The 18,348-nt window shown below is 33.5% G+C and carries 17 protein-coding genes and 2 tRNA genes; 9 read left to right on the plus strand and 10 right to left on the minus strand.

Translation table 11 applies throughout. The features are described from left to right. Positions 1-67 precede the first annotated feature (67 nt). Positions 68-140, plus strand: a tRNA-Phe gene (locus AAGV33_RS15950). An 11-nt stretch (positions 141-151) separates the two neighbouring features. After that, positions 152-237 (plus strand) — tRNA-Leu (locus tag AAGV33_RS15955). 44 nt (positions 238-281) lie between these two features. Here the strand turns inward: AAGV33_RS15955 and AAGV33_RS15960 are convergent. Together AAGV33_RS15960 and AAGV33_RS15965 are read right to left on the minus strand one after the other, a co-directional pair. After that, entirely contained in the window at positions 282-1,253 is a 972-nt protein-coding gene (locus AAGV33_RS15960; RefSeq protein WP_373393336.1) for a family 43 glycosylhydrolase, read from the minus strand. Between the two features lie 112 nt (positions 1,254-1,365). Beyond that, positions 1,366-1,842 (minus strand): DUF6265 family protein, encoded by a 477-nt coding sequence (locus AAGV33_RS15965; RefSeq protein WP_373393337.1) that lies wholly within the window; start codon positions 1,840-1,842, stop codon positions 1,366-1,368. A gap of 135 nt (positions 1,843-1,977) precedes the next feature. On the opposite strand from AAGV33_RS15965, the gene AAGV33_RS15970 reads away from it, so the two are divergent. The 3 genes from AAGV33_RS15970 (at position 1,978) to AAGV33_RS15980 (ending at position 6,587) form a co-directional block, all read left to right on the plus strand. After that, positions 1,978-3,138 (plus strand): MFS transporter, encoded by a 1,161-nt coding sequence (locus tag AAGV33_RS15970; protein WP_373393338.1) that lies wholly within the window; start codon positions 1,978-1,980, stop codon positions 3,136-3,138. Between the two features lie 175 nt (positions 3,139-3,313). After that, the gene (gene prfA / locus AAGV33_RS15975; protein WP_373393339.1) at positions 3,314-4,390 is read left to right on the plus strand and encodes a peptide chain release factor 1; all 1,077 of its coding nucleotides are present in this window, start codon (positions 3,314-3,316) and stop codon (positions 4,388-4,390) included. Between the two features lie 133 nt (positions 4,391-4,523). Further along, on the plus strand, positions 4,524-6,587 hold the full coding sequence (locus AAGV33_RS15980) for a DUF5723 family protein (protein ID WP_373393340.1): 2,064 nt from the start codon (positions 4,524-4,526) through the stop codon (positions 6,585-6,587). A gap of 81 nt (positions 6,588-6,668) precedes the next feature. Here AAGV33_RS15980 and rluF read toward each other — a convergent pair whose 3' ends face one another. The 4 genes from rluF to AAGV33_RS16000 form a co-directional block, all read right to left on the minus strand. Beyond that, a complete protein-coding gene (gene rluF / locus AAGV33_RS15985; protein ID WP_373393341.1) occupies positions 6,669-7,481 on the minus strand; it encodes a 23S rRNA pseudouridine(2604) synthase RluF in 813 nt (270 codons plus the stop codon). Between the two features lie 77 nt (positions 7,482-7,558). Continuing rightward, on the minus strand, positions 7,559-8,410 hold the full coding sequence (locus AAGV33_RS15990) for an alpha/beta fold hydrolase (RefSeq protein ID WP_373393342.1): 852 nt from the start codon (positions 8,408-8,410) through the stop codon (positions 7,559-7,561). Between the two features lie 40 nt (positions 8,411-8,450). Next, positions 8,451-9,230 (minus strand): zinc ribbon domain-containing protein, encoded by a 780-nt coding sequence (locus AAGV33_RS15995; protein ID WP_373393344.1) that lies wholly within the window; start codon positions 9,228-9,230, stop codon positions 8,451-8,453. A gap of 9 nt (positions 9,231-9,239) precedes the next feature. Next, positions 9,240-10,298 carry a Nif3-like dinuclear metal center hexameric protein gene (locus tag AAGV33_RS16000; RefSeq protein ID WP_373393357.1) on the minus strand — a complete coding sequence of 353 codons (1,059 nt, stop codon included), beginning with the start codon at positions 10,296-10,298 and terminating at the stop codon, positions 9,240-9,242. A 172-nt stretch (positions 10,299-10,470) separates the two neighbouring features. On the opposite strand from AAGV33_RS16000, the gene AAGV33_RS16005 reads away from it, so the two are divergent. From AAGV33_RS16005 to AAGV33_RS16020, 4 genes are read left to right on the plus strand one after another with little or no spacing between them, the layout of a single operon-like run. Further along, positions 10,471-10,725 carry a DUF2683 family protein gene (locus AAGV33_RS16005; protein ID WP_373393346.1) on the plus strand — a complete coding sequence of 85 codons (255 nt, stop codon included), beginning with the start codon at positions 10,471-10,473 and terminating at the stop codon, positions 10,723-10,725. Continuing rightward, positions 10,701-10,982 carry a Txe/YoeB family addiction module toxin gene (locus AAGV33_RS16010; RefSeq protein ID WP_373393348.1) on the plus strand — a complete coding sequence of 94 codons (282 nt, stop codon included), beginning with the start codon at positions 10,701-10,703 and terminating at the stop codon, positions 10,980-10,982. Before AAGV33_RS16005 ends, AAGV33_RS16010 begins: the two co-directional genes overlap by 25 nt. A gap of 2 nt (positions 10,983-10,984) precedes the next feature. Beyond that, positions 10,985-12,010 (plus strand): tetraacyldisaccharide 4'-kinase, encoded by a 1,026-nt coding sequence (lpxK, locus tag AAGV33_RS16015; RefSeq protein WP_373393349.1) that lies wholly within the window; start codon positions 10,985-10,987, stop codon positions 12,008-12,010. Beyond that, entirely contained in the window at positions 11,982-12,794 is an 813-nt protein-coding gene (locus AAGV33_RS16020; protein WP_373393351.1) for a purine-nucleoside phosphorylase, read from the plus strand. Before lpxK ends, AAGV33_RS16020 begins: the two co-directional genes overlap by 29 nt. Here AAGV33_RS16020 and AAGV33_RS16025 read toward each other — a convergent pair. From AAGV33_RS16025 to AAGV33_RS16040, 4 genes are all read right to left on the minus strand, one after another. Then, positions 12,769-14,973 carry a tetratricopeptide repeat-containing hybrid sensor histidine kinase/response regulator gene (locus tag AAGV33_RS16025; protein ID WP_373393352.1) on the minus strand — a complete coding sequence of 735 codons (2,205 nt, stop codon included), beginning with the start codon at positions 14,971-14,973 and terminating at the stop codon, positions 12,769-12,771. The two genes, AAGV33_RS16020 and AAGV33_RS16025, sit on opposite strands and share 26 nt — an antisense overlap. Positions 14,974-14,981: 8 nt before the next feature. Then, on the minus strand, positions 14,982-15,977 hold the full coding sequence (gap, locus tag AAGV33_RS16030; protein WP_373393353.1) for a type I glyceraldehyde-3-phosphate dehydrogenase: 996 nt from the start codon (positions 15,975-15,977) through the stop codon (positions 14,982-14,984). 66 nt (positions 15,978-16,043) lie between these two features. Beyond that, the gene (gene lipA / locus AAGV33_RS16035; protein ID WP_373393354.1) at positions 16,044-16,928 is read right to left on the minus strand and encodes a lipoyl synthase; all 885 of its coding nucleotides are present in this window, start codon (positions 16,926-16,928) and stop codon (positions 16,044-16,046) included. Between the two features lie 246 nt (positions 16,929-17,174). Beyond that, complete coding sequence (locus tag AAGV33_RS16040; RefSeq protein WP_373393355.1) at positions 17,175-18,020, minus strand: energy transducer TonB; 846 nt, start codon at positions 18,018-18,020, stop codon at positions 17,175-17,177. Between the last annotated feature and the right edge of the window lie 328 nt (positions 18,021-18,348).

Here is an 18,348-nt window from a genome sequence, read left to right on the forward strand (position 1 = left end):
TGAAAACCCCGTTTTTATAACAAAACGGGGTTTTTTATTCTTTTTTACTTTTATAAGTAGAAAAATAGGTACCTTAGCTCAGATGGTAGAGCAATGGACTGAAAATCCATGTGTCCCTGGTTCGATCCCTGGAGGTACCACAAATTATAATGCTCGGATGGTGAAATTGGTAGACACGCTGGACTTAAAATCCAGTGAACAGCAATGTTCGTGCGGGTTCAAGTCCCGCTCTGAGTACAAAAGCTTCAATTGGCTATTGCTAATTGAAGCTTTTTTTGATATTATTTGAAAGAATTTCCAACACCTAAAGTGGTCCTGTTTATTTTTTGAATCGTACCATCTTCATTGAAATAAAGATTTTCAGCACATATCTGACGTTGTTTATCTCCACATTCTGATTTGTTTTCAATCCATCTATGGTAGAATAATACCCATTTTCCTTTGTATTCTACAATAGAATGATGATTATTGCTTTCACCTTCTTCGTCCATAATAACACCTTGGTATTTCCATGGGCCTTTTGGTGATTTAGCCGTGTAGTATGTTAGAATTCTATTTTCTTCCGGCATAGTATAATAGTAAATTCCTTTTCTTTTAAAAATCCAAGGACCTTCTCTTTTGGGCTTATAGCCACCCATATCCATTTTATACATATCACCTTTTACGCTGAGTAAATCGTCATTCATTTCGGCAACTAGATAATCACCTCCACCATTAAAATAAATATAACCTTTTCCATCATCATCTATAAAAAGACAAGGGTCATTTGCATATGGAGTAGTCCACAATGGTTTACCTATGGCATCTTTGAAAGGACCTGTTGGTGAATCACTGACTGCTATTCCAATTCCCATCCATTTGGTACTGTTTTTTGGATTTACTCTGTCTTTAAAGCCTGTTCCAACTGGAAAACAGAAATAATATTTACCATTTTTATAAGCACAATCAGGTGCCCAAGCAAAGTTGTCTGCCCATGTAAGGTCTTTTACTGAAAAAATAGCTCCATGATCAGTCCAATTTACTAAATCACTAGATGAAAAGGCATGCCAGTCTTTCATAAAAAAATCAGTTTGGCATTCTTCATCATGTGAAGCATATATATACATTTTTCCATCTTCCCATACATGACCAGAAGGATCTGCAGTGAAAATTTTGCTGCCAAAATTCAATGGGTTTTGAGAATAGCTATTATTAGTGTTGAATAGCGAAAGGAGTGGTAAAATAATAATTGATAAAGCTGTTTTTTTATTCATTGTGTGGTTATTGTGGTTATAGACTAATTGACTTAAATGTAAATATAAATTATTTACAACAAAAAAACCTTGCTTATTTAAAGCAAGGTTTTAAAAATGAGGTTGTTTACTATTATTTAGTTTTTACCAAAATGTATTTTTCAGAACTAGGTTTTCCAAATTGTGTTCCTGAAATTTCGGTAACAATCTTGTTTGCTGTTTTTTTATAGCTGATTTTTTTTGGATAATCATTCAGTAAGTTTTCAAAAACGAGTTCGTTTTCGTTGTCAGTTAGGAGTTCAAAACGAATGGGTTTGCCATCATTTTGTCCTTTTATTATAGTGGTGTAACTTAGAATTTCACCCTTTTGTTCTAGTAAAATAGTTTCATTATGAATGCTATCTTTATCTTTTATAAAAAAAGATTGGGCTTTAAAGGTACTGTCGTTTACTTTTTTCCAATTTTCAGTGAGTATTCCAAGATCAGTTTTATTTTCCCAATTTCCAATAAGCCAATCGGCTTTTTTAATCAAATCTTTTTCGGCATTATTGCTTTTTTGACAAGCCGAAGCCATCAAGAATAATGATAGTAATGAAGCTAGTTTTTTCATAAAATATTGAATTGATTTTGTCTCCAATTCAGAGCAAAATTAGTAAAAATACCAATAGATTTTTTAGGTATTTTTAACATTTTTTGCCTGCTTAAAAGGTTTAATTTTGCATTTTAATTGAAAGTAATACAATCAATGATTTTAAACTATTTTAATTCTTTACGGAAATCTCCTAAAGGTTATCGGTTAGCTACTACTATATTTTTCTTCGTTTCTGGTTTTGGATATTCTTCATGGGCGTCACGTATCCCTGCTATAAAACAACAATTACATCTTTCGGAAGCAGAATTTGGAGCTGTTTTATTTGCTTTTCCAATAGGTTTAATGCTGACAATGCCTTTTACAGGAAGAATTTTAAATTTATTTAGCAGTAGGTATTGTATGTTGTTGGGAGCTATTTTGTTTAATATAGTTTTAGCATTGCCTGGTTTTGCGGCTTTTGTATGGCAGTTGGTACTTATTCTTTTGATTTTTGGTGGTTCACGCAATATTTTAAATTTGTCTATGAATGCACAAGCGCTTGAAGTACAACGGCTGTACCCTAAATCGATAATGACTACTTTTCATGCTATTTGGAGTTTAGCTGGATTTGCAGGAGCAGGTTTAGGATATGTCATGGTAACACAAAAAATTGATCCTTCTCATCATTTGTTAGGTATAAGTGTGGCAATGTTGGCAGTAACGGCTTGTTTTTATCCGTTAACTATAGAAACAGAACCATTAAAAGAACAAAAGAAGTTTTTTTCGATGCCAGATAAAACCTTATTGAAATTTGCTATTATTTGTTTTGTGTCGATGGCTTGCGAGAATACGATGTATGATTGGAGTGGAATTTATTTTCAGAATGTATTACATGCTTCTCAGAAGATAACAACAGCTGCCTTTGTTTTCTTTATGACAGCTGTTACTTTAGGACGTTTTTGTGGAGATTATGTGGTGATGCGTTTTGGTATAAAAAAAATATTGTTTTACAGTGCTGTTTTTATTTCGTCGGGATTTTTGATTTGTTTTCTTTTACCTTTTATCATTCCTACAATTATAGGTTTTGTGCTGATAGGAATTGGGGTTTCGTGCACTGTTCCATTAGTGTTTAGTATTGCGGGTAAATCTAAAAATTTAAGTAGTGGTTCGGCATTGACTTCTATATCGACTATTGGATATCTTGGTTTTTTAATTGTTCCGCCAATGGTAGGTTTTATATCCGAAGCCTTGAGTATGAAATGGGCTTTTTTAATTATGGCACTTTTAGGTGGGATTATGATTTTTATGGTGAATCAAATTTCGGAAGAGAATTAGTTCTTGTAATTGCTGGATTCTAGCCCTGATAGAAGCGACATCCTTTTTCTAGTTTTTTTGCTAGAAAAAGATACAGCGGATAGCAGGAAATAGCTCCTAAAAAAATCTGAAATATGGATTCTTAAATGTGCAATCTTTTTTGTATTTTTGCACTCCAATTATAAGGACTATAACTATGTTAGACAGACTTCAGATAGTGAAACAACGTTTTGATGAGATTTCGGATTTAATCATCCAACCGGATGTGATTTCGGATCAAAAGCGTTATGTACAGTTGAATAAAGAGTATAAAGATCTAAAGGCTTTGGCTGGGAAAAGAGATGAATATGTTCTTTTGATGGCTAATATTGAAGAAGCAAACGAAATTATTTCGGACGGAAGTGACCCAGATATGACCGAAATGGCCAAGATGCAACTGGATGAAGCAAAACAAAGATTACCAGAATTGGAGGAAGAAATTAAATTTATGTTGATTCCTAAAGATCCAGAAGACGCTAAGAATGTAATGGTAGAGGTTCGTGCTGGAACTGGTGGTGATGAAGCGAGTATTTTTGCAGGAGATTTGTTTAGAATGTATACTAAATATTGTGAAAGTCGCGGTTGGAGAACATCGGTTGTGGATATGAACGAGGGGACTTCAGGAGGTTTTAAAGAGGTGATTTTTGAAGTTACTGGAGAAGATGTTTACGGAACTTTAAAGTTTGAAGCGGGAGTTCACCGTGTACAACGTGTTCCTCAAACGGAAACACAAGGACGTGTGCATACATCAGCAGCGACCGTTATGGTTTTACCAGAAGCTGAGGAGTTTGATGTTCAAATTGATATGAATGATGTGCGTGTGGATTTCTTTTGTTCGTCAGGACCTGGAGGACAATCGGTAAATACAACTAAATCTGCAGTGCGTTTGACACACATTCCTACTGGATTAGTAGCGCAATGTCAGGATCAAAAATCGCAACATAAAAATAAAGATAAGGCTTTAGGTGTATTGCGTTCTCGTTTATACGAACAAGAATTAGCTAAAAAAGAAGCAGAAGACGCATCAAAACGTACTTCACAAGTAAGTTCTGGAGACCGTTCGGCAAAAATTAGAACTTATAATTATGCTCAAGGTCGTGTAACTGATCACCGAATTGGATTAACTTTATATGATTTAGGAAATATCATGAATGGTGATATTCAGAAAATTGTAGATGAGTTACAGCTAGTTAACAATACAGAAAAATTAAAAGAGGCCAGCGAAGTTTTCTAATAGTTAAGTAAAGTTTATTTGTTAAGAAAAACATAAAATTTTTAAAGGTATTAATAAGAAAAAGCACTTAATTTGCGTTGTCAAATTAGGTGCTTTTTTTTGCTCCAAATTTATTAACCAAATGGTATTAATTATGAAAAAGAGAATTTTTCTTTCGTTGTTTGCTTTTGCAAGTTTTTGTTCGGCAAATGCCCAGTCTTATTTAGGATATATTCCTGATAACTATGCTGGTGTTCAAAGTGTGTTATATAATCCTGCCTCTATAGCCGATTCTCGTTTTAAAGTAGATATTAATTTATTCTCCACGAGTTCTTCTATTGGAAATGATTTGTATGGTGTAAAGATTTTTGATGTTTTTAAAGACGGATATGATTTTGATTTGGAAGCTAAAAAGAACTTTAGCAATGCTAATAATGCTTTCTTGAATACTGATGTTATGGGACCTTCTGTAATGTTTAACATTGCTCCTAAACATACATTAGCAATTTATACAAGAGCAAGAGCGGTTCTTAATGTAATTGATATAAATGGTAATGTAGTTAACGAAATTAGTAAAGACAACAAAACTGATTTTGATTATCCAGTTGGAAGTCCTAATGCTGTAGGGAATTCATGGGGAGAGTTTGGTGTTTCTTATGCTGCCGTTTTGTTCCAAAGAGGAGAGCATTTCTTAAAAGGAGGTATTACTGCTAAATATTTACAAGGAGTAGCTAATTATCATTTGCAAGGAAATAATATTAATTTAGAATTTCAAGAAAATTTACTTTTTCCAGAATTAAGTACTTACGAAACTACAGGTTCAGCAATTTATGGTTCAAGCCAGGATTTTGCGACTGATTCAGATATTGATGTTGATTCAAAATCAAGAGGTTTTGGAGTTGATTTAGGTTTGGTTTACGAATGGAGACCAGAATATAGCGCTGATAGAGCGGATATCAATGATTTAAAAGAAGTAAACAAATACAAATTGCGTTTTGGTGTTTCTGTTACCGATTTAGGTTCAATGAAATACGATAAAGGAATTCGCAGAAATTATGATTTAAATGAAACAATTACTCAGGATGATTATGATAATGCCGACAATTTTGATGAGTTCTTAGAAAATAATTACAATTTTACAGTTTTAAATGGGGCAGTAAGATCTAATTTGCCAACGGCTATCCATGCTGATGTAGACTGGAATATTCACAGAAGATTCTATTTGAATGCTAATGGAGATTTAGGAATTGTGAGCAAAACAAAATTAAATCAAAACAGTATTGCTAATCGTGTGAGTTTGACTCCTCGTTATGAATCAAAATGGTTTAGTGCTTATATTCCAATTTCGTACATGGATTATAGCAAACAAGCTCAAGTAGGTTTAGGTTTAAGAACTGGAGTTTTCTTTATTGGATCTAGTTCTATTGTTTCTAATGCTATTTCAAAAAGTTCAAGAGCTGCTGATATCCATTTAGGAATAAAAATTCCTGTTTATCAAAAAAAGGCTAAAGATCAAGATGGAGATGGTGTGTTAGATAAAGATGATGAATGTCCTACTGTGGCTGGACCTGTTGAAAATAAAGGTTGTCCATGGGGTGATAGAGATAATGATGGAATATTAGACAAAGACGATAAATGTCCAGATGTTGCTGGTCCTGCTGCTAACGATGGGTGTCCATGGGAAGACAAAGACAACGATGGAGTTTTAGACAAGGATGATAAATGTCCAGATGTTGCTGGTCCAAAAGAAAACGGAGGTTGTCCTTGGCCAGATACTGATGGAGACGGTGTTTTAGATAAAGATGACAGATGTCCTACAGTAAAAGGAACTCTTGCTAATAAAGGTTGTCCAGAAGTAACTACTGAAGTAATCAAAAGATTGAATGATTTCTCTAAATCGGTTTTATTTGATTCTTCTAAAGCGACTATTAAGCCAGAATCACACGATAAATTAGAAGGAATTGTAAAAGTAATGGACGAATACAATAACGCTAATTTTAAATTAGAAGGACATACTGATAGCACTGGTAATGTGGCTAAAAATCTTCAATTATCTAAAGATAGAGCTGCTGCAGTTAAGGATTATTTGATTTCTAAAGGTATTAGTGCTGACAGACTTTCGTCAGAAGGTTATGGGATTACTAAGCCAATTGCTTCTAACAAAACGGTAGAAGGAAGAGCTCAAAACCGTAGAGTTGAAATTATTCTTGTAAAATAATTTTAGTTATTGATATAAAAAATGAGGCTTTCGAGCCTCATTTTTTGTTTATATTCTTTTGAAAAGAGATAAAATTGGAAATTAATAATCCCCACGTTTTTTAAATCTTGAATCGTCTTTCTTGATGAATTCGGTTCTGCGTTTTGGAACTTCTGCTTTAGGTAAACTGGCTTCTTCGGTTTTGCTCGAAGGTTCGATCAATTCGTTTAATTCTTTAATTTCAGCATCTGTTAAATCGCGGTAACGTCCCACAGGAATGTCAAGCGAGATGTTGATAATTCGGATACGTTTTAGAGCGGTAACTTCATAACCTAAATATTCACACATTCTACGAATTTGGCGATTTAAGCCTTGAGTAAGAATAATTTTGAAAATGTTTTTGCTGATTTGCTCCACTTTACATTTTCGGGTTACAGTGTCTAAAATAGGCACGCCATTTCCCATTCTTTGTATAAATCTATCGGTAATTGGTTTGTTAACCGTTACAGTATATTCTTTTTCGTGATTGTTTCTGGCACGCAAAATTTTGTTGACAATATCACCGTCATTAGTCATGAAAATCAATCCTTCTGAAGCTTTGTCTAATCGGCCAATAGGGAAAATACGTTTGGGATAATTAATATAGTCAACAATATTGTTGCGTACTTCTAAGTTAGTAGTACATTCAATTCCAACAGGTTTATTAAAGGCAAGATAAACTGGTTTCTCATTTTTTTCATGAATCAATTTGCCATCAATACGGACTTCATCAGTTGGAGAAACTTTTGTACCTAATTCTGGTACAATTCCATTGATGGTTACACGACCTTCTTCTATGTATTTGTCGGCTTCACGTCGCGAGCAATAACCGGATTCTCCTATGAATTTATTGAGACGTTTTAAATTTTCTTCCATAGTGCAAAAGTAAGTAATTTGAAAATGCTATGATTTGGAAATTTGAAAATCTTTATAACGAATGAGGTTAGAAGCAACTATTCTTCTCTTTCAAATAAAAAAGATGAGATTTTCTCATACAATTCTTCTCCGTGAAGACTATGTCCCAACCCTTTGGTTTCTATAAAAACGGCATCTTGCCACGAGCTGGCTATTTTTTTTCCTTCTTCGAATAAAACAATGGTGTCTTCAGTATCATGTGCAATGAAACCTTTGGTCTTTATTTTAGAAGCAAAGTGTTTTCCAGAAAACTGATCCATTGTAAGGTTGAAATGGTTGAGATAATGATTTTCCAGTCCTTTTGAAATTTTAGAATTCAAACTCAATAAAGTAATATAATTGTTCAAAATAATTTTAAAATCACTTGGAGAACCTAAAATAACCATTTTTTCGATACTGTCATTTTGATAGGTGGATTGGTAGTAAAGACAAGTTTTTCCACCTAAAGAATGTCCAATAAGATGTTTAGGTTTGAATTCTTGAACCAAAATATCAATAAAAGCAGCATATTGAGGAATGTTGAATTCTTTTCCGCCAGATAATCCGTGTCCAGGTGCATCGAGGGCAATAATAGTGCTGCCTGATTTTTTTAAGTAAGCTAGTGATTTTTCCCATCGGGAGGCGTTGCTTTCCCAGCCGTGAACTAATAAAATCACATTTTCATTACCTTTCCAAGTATAACTTTGAAAAAAATCGCCTTGGTGTTGATGAATTTTTTTTTCGGTTTCGTTTAATATCTCAGGAAGTTTGTCTTTTAGTAATTTTCCATCTCGAGGTTCACTAAAAAGAGCATAAGCAAGTTGGTTTGCTTTTTTAGGAAAAATAAAACTTAAGAGGTTTATGTATAAACCAACTAATTTAGTAAATAAAAAATAAGAGGCTTTTTTCATAATAAAAAAGTCCCGATGGTTAATCGGGACTTAAATATAATTAAATACTTGCGAATAAGTTTTCCATTTTTTCTTTTTCTTCCTCAGCTAAACTACTATCGACTAAAATTCTTCCTGAATGCTCATCGATGATGATTTTCTTTCTAGAAGCAATTTCAACCTGTGTTTGTGGTGGAATAGTAAAGAATGAACCTGCTGAAGCACCTCTCTCGATAGAAACAACTGCTAAACCATTGCGTACACTTGAACGGATTCTGGTGTAAGCTGCTAATAATCTTTCTTCTATTAATTCTTGGAATTCAGCTGATTTTTGAGTTAAAAATTCTTCTTCCTTAGCAGTTTCTGCCATGATATCGTTTAACTCTAATTTTTTATGCTTTAAGTGATTCGATTTCAATTCTAATTTTTCTTTAGATTGAGCGATAATCTCTTTTTTGTGTTCGATAGAAGCTTTCATTTCTTTCATTTGCTTTTCAGCTAATTGAATTTCAAGCTCCTGGAATTCTACTTCTTTAGTTAAAGAGTTGAATTCTCTGTTGTTACGAACACTTTCTTGTTGTTTAGTATATTTTTTGATGGCCTCTTTGTGCTCATCGATACTATTCTTTTTAGCTTTAATTTGCTCTTCTATTAATTCAAGCTCGCTTTTTAATTTTTCAGAACGTGTGCTTAAACCAGCAACTTCATCTTCTAAATCTTCCACTTCAAGAGGAAGTTCACCTCTCACGTTTCTAATTTCGTCAATTCTTGAGTCAATCAATTGTAAATCGTAGATGGCTCTTAACTTGTCCTCAACACTTAATTCTTTCGTATTAGTCATATTCTATTTCTATAAGTACTTAACTGGATTTGTATTTTCTTCAGATAAAATGATTGCAAAATTAAGGATTTTTTTCCTAAGAAAATCAACAATATAATTTTTTGTATAGCGTTCGCTTTCAAAATGTCCAATATCGGCTAAAATTAACTGATTTTCGGCTTCATAAAACTGATGATACTTCAAATCAGCGGTTAAAAAAGCGTCTGCTCCTGCCTGAATAGCGTTTTTTATGGCAAAACTTCCAGAACCTCCAAGTACGGCAACTTTTTTTATTTTTTTTCCTCGAAAGGCAGAATGACGAATGCCATCCGCAATCATTTTTTCTTTTACCAAAGTAAGAAAAGCTACTTCGTCCATTTCAGCAGGAAGTTCACCAATCATTCCTAATCCTATATTTTGATGTTGGTTTTGCAAATCATAAATTTCATAAGCCACTTCTTCATAAATATGATTGGTAAAAAGTGCTTTTAAAATTTTAGATTCCAGATGTTTTTCAAAAGTAACTTCGATTTTGATTTCAGCAGTTTCGGTTAATTCATTTCGTTCACCAATAACAGGATTGCTATCGGAATTTCCTTTGTAGGTTCCAGTTCCGTTAGAAACAAAACTACAATTTTCATAATTTCCAATTGTGCCCGCTCCAGCATCAAAAAGAGCCCGACGAACTTCCGCAGCATTTTCCGGAACGGTATAAGTAACTAACTTTCGAATAAAATTAGATTTGGGAATCAGGATTTTAGTATTGATCAATCCTAAAGCATTACAAAATATTTTATTCACACCATCCTGATGATTGTCTAAAGCCGTATGAACCGCATAAATAGCGATATCATTTTTTATGGCTTTGATTATGGACCGTTCCACATAGTTCTTTCCCGTGATTTTTTTTAACCCAGAAAATAATATCGGATGAAAACAAACTACCAAATTACAGTTTTTGGTAATCGCTTCTTCAATAACATTTTCCAAAGCATCGTGACAAACTAAAACTCCCGTAGCTTCTGTTTCTTGATTTCCAACTAATAAACCAACATTATCAAAATCTTCAGCATAGGCTAGTGGTGCCATTTCTTCAAGAACGGAAAGAATTTCTTTTATTTTACTCACTGTTTTTATTTTTATGGTGTTCGTGAATCTTCGATTTCATTTTTTCGAATAAACAAATTAACGAATAAAGCAATGAACTTTAAAATGAATCCTATACGAATTTTGTATCTTTGTAATTCTAAACCTAAAAGTTATGACTACAATAAAAATTAACGAACGTACCAAAACAGGGAAAGCATTTATGGCTATGTTTGAAGCTTTTTTTAAAGGTGTTGATGGTATAGAAATTATTGAAACTGATTCTAAAAAAATAAAGAAAGAAGAAAGTCCTTATAATCCAGAATTTGTAAAAATGATTTTAGATAGAGATGCTGATATAAAAAGTGGTAAATCTAAATGTATAACTATTGATCCTGATGATATATGGGGAAGTTTAGGCTTAAAATAGAACCTAAAGCAAGTTTAGATATAGCAAAACATAAAAAATCAGGTAATCAGGCGAATATTAAGAAACTTACCAAGATTTTAATAGAATTGTCTGAAACACCTTTTGAAGGAATAGGAAATCCAGAAGCATTAAAGCACGAACTTTCAGGATTTTGGTCTAGAGAAATTAACAAAAAAGACAGACTTATATATAAAGTTGAAGAAGAAATAGTAACTGTATTTATCATTGCTGCAATGGGACACTATTCTGATAAATAATTATGAATTTACTTCGAAAAATACTTTTCCCTTTTGCCATTTTATATGGTTTGATAACTGCTATTAGAAATTTTTTATTTGATAAAGGCATTTTAAAATCGTATTCATTTGATGTTTCTGTTATTGCTGTTGGAAACCTAAGTGTGGGCGGAACTGGGAAAACGCCTCAAATTGAATATTTGATTCGTTTGCTTTCGCCAAAATATAAAGTAGCGACCTTAAGTCGTGGTTATAAAAGACAGTCGGAAGGTTTTGTTTTGGCTGATTCTAGTTCCAATGCTGCAATTCTTGGAGATGAACCGTTTCAGTTTTATGAAAAATTCCCAGATATTCAAGTTGCAGTTGATGTCAATAGAAAAAATGGTATTGAACAATTGCTTTCGCAATCCCAAAAACCTGAAGTGATTTTGCTAGACGATGCCTATCAACACCGAAAAGTAAAAGCTGGGTTTTATATTTTACTCACTTCTTATGGCGATTTGTATTCGGATGATTTTATGTTGCCGACTGGAAATTTGCGAGAGAGTAGAAGTGGATCCGAAAGAGCCAATCTGGTTATTGTTACAAAATGTCCAGCGAATCTTTCAGAAGCTGAGAAAGTTTCGATAAAAAAGAAACTTAAATTGACTAAAAAGCAACAATTGTATTTCTCCTATATTGATTATGACGAATTTATTTATTCGGATAATAAATCAATTCCAGTTGACGAAATCAAAAATGTAGATAAATTGCTTATAGCGGGAATTGCAAAACCAGAACCGTTTTTTGCTCATTTCCAAAATGGGAATGATGAGAAACTGGTTTTTCCAGATCATCATCATTTTTCTAAAAACGATCTGTTGACAATTAAAAATAAAGCACAAAACAAGATCATTGTTACTACCGAAAAAGATTTTGTACGCTTGAAATATAATATTTCAGGCGAGCAATTGTATCATTTACCTATAAAAAGTTCATTTCTTTCAGATAGCGAAAATTTTGATAAAACCATTTTAAATTATGTGGGAACAAGTACAAGAAACGGTTAGTTTTATAAAAGCCAAAATCAATTTTAGTCCAGAATATGGCGTAATCTTAGGTTCAGGATTAGGAAGTTTTACAGATGATATTCAAATAGAATTCACTTTGCCTTATGCTGAAATCCCTAATTTTCCTGTTTCTACTGTCGAAGGACACAAAGGAGCTTTGGTTTTTGGAACTATTGGCGCTAAAAAAGTAGTAGCCATGCAAGGTCGTTTTCATTATTATGAAGGCTATTCGATGCAAGAAGTTACTTTCGCTGTACGAGTAATGAAATATTTAGGTATCGAGAAATTGATTGTTTCTAATGCTTCGGGCGGGGTAAATGTTAATTACAAAGTGGGCGATATTGTTATTATCAACGATCATATTAATATGGCTCCCGAACATCCTTTACGTGGAAAAAATGATGAACGTTTTGGACCAAGATTCGTCAATATGAGCGAGGCTTATTCGAAAAAAATGATTGCTGTTGTAAAAGAATTGGCTCTAAAAAATAATATAGAAGTAAAAGACGGAATCTATTTGGGTTTACAAGGCCCTACGTTTGAAACTTTGGCAGAATACAAAATGGTCAAAATTTTAGGTGCCGATTGTGTGGGAATGTCTACTGTTCCTGAAGTTATTGTAGCGCGTCACATGGATTTGGAAACTTTTGGAGTTTCGGTAATCACTGATATGGGGAATGAAGAAAGTATCGAAACCATCTCTCATGAAGAAGTTTTAGAAGCAGCAAGAAAAGCAGAACCTAAAGTTCGAAAACTAATTAAAGAGTTGATTCTAAATTATTAACGGCAAGGAATTTATACAACATATTGTAGAAATCCTGAGGAATAAAAGGTTTTGTGATTACTTCATCCATTCCAAAAGAAAGTAGCATTTCTCTATTTTCATTCAGTGAAATGGCAGTCATGGCAATAATAGGCGTATGCATGTCAAACTTTCTAATTTCTTGGGTAGCAATTGTTCCGTTTACCCCTGGTAAATGAACATCCATAAGAACTAAATCAAAATTTTTGTTGCGGAGTGCTTCAATTGCATCTTCGCCATTATCAATTACTTCACAAAGAATGTTTCTGTTTTCCAGCATTCTTTTGGTAATCATTTGGTTGATTTTGTTGTCTTCAACTATTAAAATATTTTTACCTTTTATTTTAGAAAAGTCAAAAACAAATTCTTGTTTTTGTTGCAAATAAATTGGGTTGTAGTTTGCTGTAAGGCATAATTCAAAGGAAAAACAAGAACCTTCGCCTAAATTACTTTTTAAATGAATCTCACTGCCTAATATTTTTAATAATTTTTTTACAATGGTCAAGCCTAAACCTGTTCCGCCATATTTTCGGTTTATTTCAGTTGATCCTTGATAGAAACTTTCAAAAATACTTTTAAGTTTTTCAGAAGGAATTCCTATTCCAGTATCCACTACTTCAAAATAAAGCAAGGCTTTTTGGTCTTGTAAAGACTGTAATCGGGCTACAACACTTACTTTACCATTTTTAGTAAACTTTAAAGCATTGTTGATTAAATTGATGAAAATTTGAGACAACTTAATAGGATCGCCAATTAAACTATTCGGAATATTAGGATCAATATCCAGTATAAACTCGTTTTTGTTTTTTGTAGCGACTTCAATTAGCGAATTTTTTATGTCTTCTAATAATTGTTTTAAATCAAAATTAACTGGTTCTATTTGAGCTTTATTGGAATCAATTTTGTTGATTTCTAAAATATCATTAATAAAAGCAGTTAAATAATTCCCCGAAAATTCTAAGGAGTTAAGATAGTGTAATTGTGTTTTTTTTGGGTTTTCTTGTAGTAATAAATGTGTAATTCCGTTAATTGCATTCAGTGGTGTTCTGAGCTCATGACTCACAATGGATAAAAAATCAGCTCTTGCACTAGATGCTTTTTCTATTTTTTCTTTGGCTCTTATAAGTTCCTGATTTTTTTCCTGGAGCAGTAAGTTCGTTTTTTTTCGGATTTTATTGTTTTTGTATAATGAATAACACAATAACGAAAGGATGATAATAATGGCAATTGACATGTAATTAATTAATCTGGAAAATTGCTCTGTTTTTTCTTGTTCTTCTTTTTCTTTATTAACGCGGGCTAAGTTTAGTTTTCGTTGGCTTTCTTTAAACGCTTCATAATCGCTGATTCCTAATTTTTCATTAATAGCAATGGCGATGCTTTCTTTTAAATTGAGGTGTAATTTTAAAAAAGAATAGGCAGTGCTTTTGTCTAACATTTTATCGTAGACTAAACTAATAGCCAGTAAAATATTCGATTTTTGGTCTAAATTTTGATTTTTATCATTTAAGTCTAAAGCTTTATTGTAGTAATTTAGCGCTAAATTATTCCGATTGTTATGTTCTTCAATCAATCCCATTTGGTATAAAGCTTCTGCTTTTATATCCAAATTTTTTGGACTATCGGGTTTGGAAATGATACTATTAAAAATGGTTGAAGCGGTATCAAATTTTTGATTTGCACTATAGATAATCCCTTTTTGAAGCTGAATTAATTGGTTATTGTCATCAAGTTGAAGTGCTTTAGAAATAACGGCTGCTTTGTTAATACAAATTTCTGCAGATGGATAATTTTTTTTGGCAATGTAAGCTAATCCCAGATAATAATAAGCATTAGCATATTCGCTTGAAGGACTAAGTGTTTTAAATAGATTGATGCTTTCGGTTAGTTTTTCGATAGCGTCGTCTTGTTTTTTTAGACCATAATACAGTCTACCCAATTTAGCTGTTTGTATCGCCTGTTGATTGGTTTTGGAATTTTCCTGGGCGTAATTAATCGCTTTTTGGGTATATAAAAAGACTTGTTTGTACTTATTGTCCTTAATATTGGCATTAGCCAAATTATTGTAATAGCTCAAGCTATCTGTTTCTCTTTTTTGAGAATAGAGGACTGAATTAAATAAAATAACGAAAATCAGGTAAAATTTGATTTGCAATTTCATTCAGTAAATTATTTTTTGGTCAAAAGTATCAAATCTATTAAGCGTGATGAATAGCCAATTTCATTATCATACCAACCAACAACTTTTACCATTTTGTCGATAACAGAGGTAAGTTGGGCGTCAAATAAGCAAGAATTTCTATTACCTATAATATCAACGGATACAATAGGATCTTCTGTATAATCTAGAATTCCTTTTAGTTCATTTTGCGAAGCCAATTTAAAAGCTTCGTTTATTTCTTCTATTGATACAGCCGTTTTTACATTAACGGTAATATCGGTCAAAGAACCGTCCGGGACAGGTACGCGAATACCACATCCACCAATTTTGCCCTCTAAGATAGGAAAAATTTTTGTTAATGCTTTAGCAGCACCTGTAGTTGTAGGAACAATAGACTGACTGGCGCCTCTGGCTCTTCGTAAATCCTTGTGTGGCTGATCGTGTAAGCTCTGGTCTGTGGTAAAAGAGTGAATTGTAGTAATGTACGCTTGCTCGATTCCGCAAAGTTCATCGATTATTTTAATCATTGGAGCGGCATTATTTGTCGTACAACTCGCATTAGAAATGATTTTTTCGGTTCCGTCCAAGATATGTTCGTTCACTCCTAAAACAACTGTTTTAATCGTGTCCACTTCTGATGGAGCTGAAAGAATTACTTTTTTTGCACCTGCAATAATATGCTCATTTAAGTCTTCGTAGGTTTTGTATTTCCCTGTGGATTCAATTACAAAATCAATATTTAAAGGACTCCAGTTGAGTTTAGCAATACTTTTTTCATGGAAAAATAAAAAATGCTTTCCATCAATGGTAAACCCTTTTTCATCGGCAATTACAGCCTGAGGCAAAACACCGTGGATACTGTCGTATTTTATTAAATGCGCCATAGTCTTGGTGTCGGCAATATCATTGATAGCAACAACTTCTATTTCAGGGTGATTTAAAAGTAGACGGAAAAGGTTTCGGCCAATTCGACCAAAACCATTGATGGCAATTCTTGTTTTCAAGTTTCTTGTTTATTTGTTTAACTGTTTAATCGGTTAAGCAAATAAACGATTAACCGAATAAACTTTTTATAATATGTGTTTTTGTGCTTTGTATGAAGAACGAACTAATGGTCCACTTTCTACATGGCGGAAACCTAATTCCAAACCATATTGCTCGTATTTAGCAAATTGTTCTGGCGTAATGAATTCCTTAACAGGCAAGTGTTTTTTACTAGGTTGTAAGTATTGACCAATAGTTACCACATCTACATTAGCAGCACGAAGGTCTCTCATGGTTTGGAAAACTTCTTCTTCTTCTTCACCAAGGCCTAACATAATCCCTGATTTGGTTCTGTTGATTCCTTTTTCTTTTAGGTAACGCAATACTTCTAAGCTTCTGTCGTATTTGGCTTGGATACGTACTTCACGAGTCAAACGGCGAACGGTTTCCATGTTGTGCGAAACTACTTCTGGATTTGCTTCTACAATTCGGTCGATGTTTCTTTCGATACCTTGAAAATCTGGAATTAAAGTTTCAAGTGTAGTATTTGGGTTCATTCTACGAATTGCTTTTACGGTTTCTATCCAAATAATAGAACCACCGTCTTTCAAATCGTCTCTGTCCACACTCGTAATTACGGCATGTTTGATATTCATAATTTTGATAGAACGGGCTACTTTTTCAGGTTCGTCCCAGTCTACCGTTTCCGGACGACCTGTTTTTACACCACAAAATCCACAAGAACGGGTACATGTATTTCCTAATATCATAAAAGTAGCTGTTCCTTCGCCCCAGCATTCGCCCATATTAGGACAACTTCCTGAAGTACAAATGGTATTTAAGCTATATTTATCAACTAAGCCACGAAGCTCTGTGTATTTTTTTCCAATAGGTAATTTTACTTTTAGCCATTTTGGTTTAGCTGCGACTTGGGTAGCAACCGGTGTAGTAGTATCTAAAACAGTTTCCATAGATCAATTTTAAGGCTACAAAGATACACAATGTTGATTTAAATGTGGTGTTTTAAGTAGCGAAGCTTTTAGTTAGATTTGTTATAATACCGTTAGTTATTTCAAAATAGTCCAATAAAAACGGAGCGTAATACAATATAGAACGTATTTTGAGTCGAATGATTGTTGTCAAATGGAAATCCGTATTGTAATTAAAAGAAAAAAGCAGCACTAAGGCTGCCTGAATTTTGATTTTAAAAATTAAATTTAATTTACCTGAACTACAATTGGTAGATTATAAGCTGTTCTTACAGGTTTAGAATTCAACATTCCTGGAGACCATTTGGCTTTTATGGATTGCAATACACGAATGGCTTCTTTTTCTAAAGCTTGTCCTGGTTTGTTGATTACTTTAATGTTACTCATGCTGCCATCTCTTTCAACCACAAAAGAAACATAGATGCGAACATTTTTAGTCTCGTCCATCATTGGGCTTCTGAAATTATTTCCAACATAGCGGTAGAATTTTTCTATTCCTCCCGGAAATTGCGGTTTTTTATCTAACATTTCAGCAATATGAGTTTCTGTGCCAGTACCAGTGCCGTTAGTGGCTGTTCCAAGTCCAGTTCCAGAACTCGTTCCGTTTGGAACTCCTTCTCCAGTTCCTATAGTAGATCCGGCAATAACTTGTCCATCGGTTGTACTGTCTTTAGAATTCGTTTGTTCCATTGTAAGTTCAACATCGGGAGCCAGTGTGGCACTTACTACTGTTGGATTAATGAGTTGTTTAGTCTCGATAACCTCAGTAGGCGTTTGTGTTTTTATCTCAGGAAGTGCAGGTGCGGGAGCAGCCTCTTGTTCTGCCTGATAAATGTCTTGTAATTGAACGATGGTTTTGGTCCAATCAGGTGTTGTAGGAACGGTAATTTCTTTTGGATGAAGTAGTAAAGTGGGTAAAATGATTAGTGCGGTGCACACTAAAATACCAATAAAAAGGGCGTTAAAAGAGGTCTTGGTGGTTTCCTGACGTAATTGGAAGGCGCCGTAGTCTTTGTTTCTGTTTTCGAAAACTAGATTGATCCAGTTGCTTTCATAAAGGCTGTGTTGAGACATAAGATATTGATTTAATGGTTAAAGGTTTCAGTTAAATCGGTATGCGAATGTGGTATTTTTATTTAGAACGATTAAATTACGAATTTAATATGTAAATTCCGTAGTGTTTTTGAAAATAATTTTGAATAATTATAATTTTTGTTGCTAATGCCTTAAGGTTTAAGGATTCGTTTATCAATTGCGTCTGGCTTTAGCCAGATGATGGTATTAATTAAGGGGTAAGGCTTTAGCCAAAAGTCAATACAGTTTAGGCTAAAGCCAGTTTAGATTCTTACTTTAAAACGGGCTAAAGCCCATTCCAATTGATTTTACACAATCTTGTCATTCC

The organism is Flavobacterium magnesitis (assembly GCF_041729735.1).
GTDB classification, from domain to species: Bacteria; Bacteroidota; Bacteroidia; order Flavobacteriales; family Flavobacteriaceae; genus Flavobacterium; species Flavobacterium magnesitis.